The organism is Asticcacaulis sp. (assembly GCF_027484505.1).
Lineage (GTDB): Bacteria > Pseudomonadota > Alphaproteobacteria > Caulobacterales > Caulobacteraceae > Asticcacaulis.
This window is the reverse complement of record NZ_JAIXSV010000357.1, coordinates 1-3,252: the sequence shown is the minus strand read 5'-3', so window position 1 is coordinate 3,252 and position 3,252 is coordinate 1. Positions and strand designations below refer to the sequence as shown.

3 protein-coding genes are annotated in these 3,252 nt (G+C 58.2%); 1 reads left to right on the top strand and 2 read right to left on the bottom strand.

Annotation, left to right across the window (positions count from 1 at the left end):
- Positions 1 to 266 precede the first annotated feature (266 nt).
- Positions 267 to 614, top strand: a complete 348-nt coding sequence (locus tag Q0072_RS20970) for a hypothetical protein (protein WP_298333805.1) — start codon at positions 267 to 269, stop codon at positions 612 to 614.
- Between the two features lie 85 nt (positions 615 to 699).
- Here Q0072_RS20970 and uxaC read toward each other — a convergent pair whose 3' ends face one another.
- The gene (uxaC, locus tag Q0072_RS20965; RefSeq protein ID WP_298333803.1) at positions 700 to 2,112 is read right to left on the bottom strand and encodes a glucuronate isomerase; all 1,413 of its coding nucleotides are present in this window, start codon (positions 2,110 to 2,112) and stop codon (positions 700 to 702) included.
- Positions 2,113 to 2,258: 146 nt separating this feature from the next.
- A partial coding sequence (locus Q0072_RS20960; RefSeq protein WP_298333801.1) for a LacI family DNA-binding transcriptional regulator occupies positions 2,259 to 3,252 on the bottom strand: 994 nt, incomplete at its 5' end.

Genomic DNA, 3,252 nt, shown 5'->3' with positions numbered 1-3,252 from the left:
TCTCCGACATGGGCGTCATCAACGCCAAGGGCGCGGAAGTCTATCGCTATATGAACTTCGACCAGATCGAAGAATATGCCGATGTGGCGTCTACGGTTGCCGCTCAGTAATTTGGGCAAGGTATCGCAGGGGTCGCAGACCCCTGCGCCCCATAGGTTGGAGCCTCGCTGGAAACAGCGGGGCTTTTTTATAACAACGATATGTACACTTGCGATTTAACCATTTAAATGATGATTAGGCGTCAAAGATGGGGGGTGAGAGCCATTATGAAAATTTGGATTAGCATTTTAGGGTTTGTGCTGTTGGTGCCTTCATCAGCCACAGCCTACTCATACTGTTCTGAGCCCTCAGTTCCATATCGCAGTTCAAAGCCTCAAAAACCTGTCAAACCTGAGCTGCCGTATTGCGCGAGGCCATACTCATTGAGTAAATGTACAGATTGGGAAGTTCGCGCCTACAATAATAATGTCGAAAATTACAATAGAGAATTGGCGGAATATGCAAATAAAAAAGAGGAATACATTAAAAAATTAAAACAGTACTTAGAAGATGCTGAAGAGTATGCGGTTTGTGAGCTTAAAAGTTTAGATCAAAATTCCGGCTTTCCATACTGAAAAACGGATCAGTATAGTAGCGGAGGGTTTCCAATTGATGGGGTGAAGGGGTCTGCGACCCCTTCGTCTTATCTTCCCGAAAGACCTACAGCTTATAGGCCGCCTTGGGCAGGTTATAGGTCAGGTCTTTGATCGTTTCGGCGGCGTCTTCCAGTTCGAGGCGGTGTTCGACCACCAGACGCGCCAGGAAGTTGGCGTCGATGCGGCGGGCGACGTCGTGGCGCGCCGGGATCGACAGGAAGGCGCGCGTATCGTCGTTGAAGCCGACCGTATTGTAGAAGCCGGCGGTTTCGGTGACCTGTTCGCGGAAGCGCGTCATGCCTTCGGGCGAGTCGTGGAACCACCATGACGGGCCGAGTTTCAGGATCGGATAGTGCCCGGCCAGCGGGGCCAGTTCGCGCGAATAGGAGGTCTCATCCAGCGTGAACAGGATGACCGTCAGGGTCTTTTCGTTGCCGAACGCATCCAGCAGCGGCTTGAGATCATTGACATAATCGGTGGCCAGCGGAATGTCGCAGCCCTTGTCACGCCCGAAGGTTTCAAAGATCGTCTGGTTGTGATTGCGGAACGAGCCGGGGTGAATCTGCATGGTCAGCCCGTCATCGAGGCTCATCCGTGCCATTTCGGTCAGCATCTGGGCGCGGAACAGCTCGGCATCGGCGGGGGTAAATTCCCCGGCGATGATGCGGTTGAACAGGGCCTCAGACTCCACACCCGACAGATTGGCGGTCTTCGCCGTCGGGTGGCCGTGGTCGGTCGAGGTCGCGCCCATCTCCATAAAGAAGTCACGGCGTTTGCGGTGGGCGGCCAGATAGCCCTTCCAGCTATAGACATCCTCACCCGACAGGTCGGCAAACACCTTAAGCTTGTCGCGGAAGTCCTCGTGTTCGGCATCAATCACCGGGTCGGGGCGGTAGGCGGTGACGACGCGGCCTTTCCAGCCCGAGGCGCGGATCTTCTGGTGGTGCTCCAGCGTGTCGGTCGGCGACTCGGTGGTGGCCAGAAGCTCGATATTGAAGCGTTCAAACAGGGCGCGCGGCTTATAAGCGTCAGACGCCAGAAGCTCACCGATACGGTCGAAATAATCGTCCGCCGTCGTCTCATCCAAACGCTGGTCGAAGCCCATGATGTGGCCGAAGACGTGGTTCATCCACATAGAGGTCGGCGTGCCGCGGAACAGGTGTTGATTGGCGGCAAAGATTTTCCACGCCTTGCGCGGATCGGCGGTCGAAGGCCCGGCCTTGGACCCCACGCCCAGATCGTTCAGATCATAGCCCTGCGAATAGAGCATGCGGTAGATGTAGTGGTCCGGCGCCAGGAACAGCTCGGTCGCGCTGCCGAAATTGGCATTATCGGCGAACCATTGCGGGTCCGTATGACCGTGCGGCGACAGGATAGGGTAATCCTTGATCAGCGCATACAGTTCGCGGGCCACCGCGCGCTGCGCCGGGTCTGCCGAAAACAGACGGTCTTCGTTCAAAATCAAAGGCTTGGACATGTCACAGATACCGAAAAAAGCGAAACCGTGGACCGTTCTGTCTGAACTATTTGGCGGTCTTCGGGTTCATGATCTCCCGTTGCAACAGGTAACCGGTGTCATGAGTTTTATCAACGCCTATTTTAGAGTCGTTCGCAAAAACCGGTTCAGGGTTTGAACGACGGGTCCGCCGGGCCGGTCGATTCCCGCACGATCAGGGCCGTATCAAAGACGGTGCTGTCCTTGCGGTTTTCCGCCAGCAGGGCATCGGCAGCCGCACGGCCGATGTCGCGGATGGGGGCGCGCACGCTGGTCAGGCCGGGCGTGACGCGGGCGGCGATGGGGGCGTCGTCATAGCCGACCACGCTGAGGTCATCGGGCACGCTGAGGCCCAGCTCGGCGGCTGCCTTATAGACACCCACCGCCATTTCGTCGTTGGAACTGAAAATCGCGGTCGGGCGCGGCGATTGCGACAGCAGGGCCTTACCGGCCACGTAACCCGACTCGAAGGTATATTCCCCCTGCACGATCAGGGCGGCATCGAGCGTCAGGCCGCGCGCCGTCAGTCCCTCATCAAAGCCTTGCCGGCGCTGACGTGCTGAGGCGTAACCCGCCGGGCCGGAGATAAACCCGATGCGGCGGTGCCCCAGATCGGCCAGATGCTCCGCCGCCGCGCGGCAGCCCATGCGATCGCGCGACACCACCTGTGATGACACGATAGGTGGCGTGTTTTCGTCGCCGGGCATGGCGGTGATGCGCACATAGGGCACGTCGAGATCATCAAGCGCCGCCAGCAACTGGCGGTTTTCGGCGATGGGCGGCAGGACGATCACGCCGGACAGGCGCTGCAATTCCACGAAGTCGCGGATTTCGTCGATAAAGTCCGGGCTCGTCTTGTCGCAGGGGTGGACCACCAGTTCGGTGCCGGAACCGCGGATACAATCCAGCACGCCGTTCTGGATATTGATGACGTACTGGGCATTGGGGTTGTCATAGACGAGACCCAGCAGGAAGGAGCGGCGGAAGGCCAGACCGCGCGCCTGCGGGTCCGGCTTGAAACCAATGCGGGCGATGATGGCATTGACCTGATCGCGGGTTTCGGCGCGTACTGACGGCGAATGGTTGATGACGCGTGACACCGTCTTTTTCGACACCCGCGCC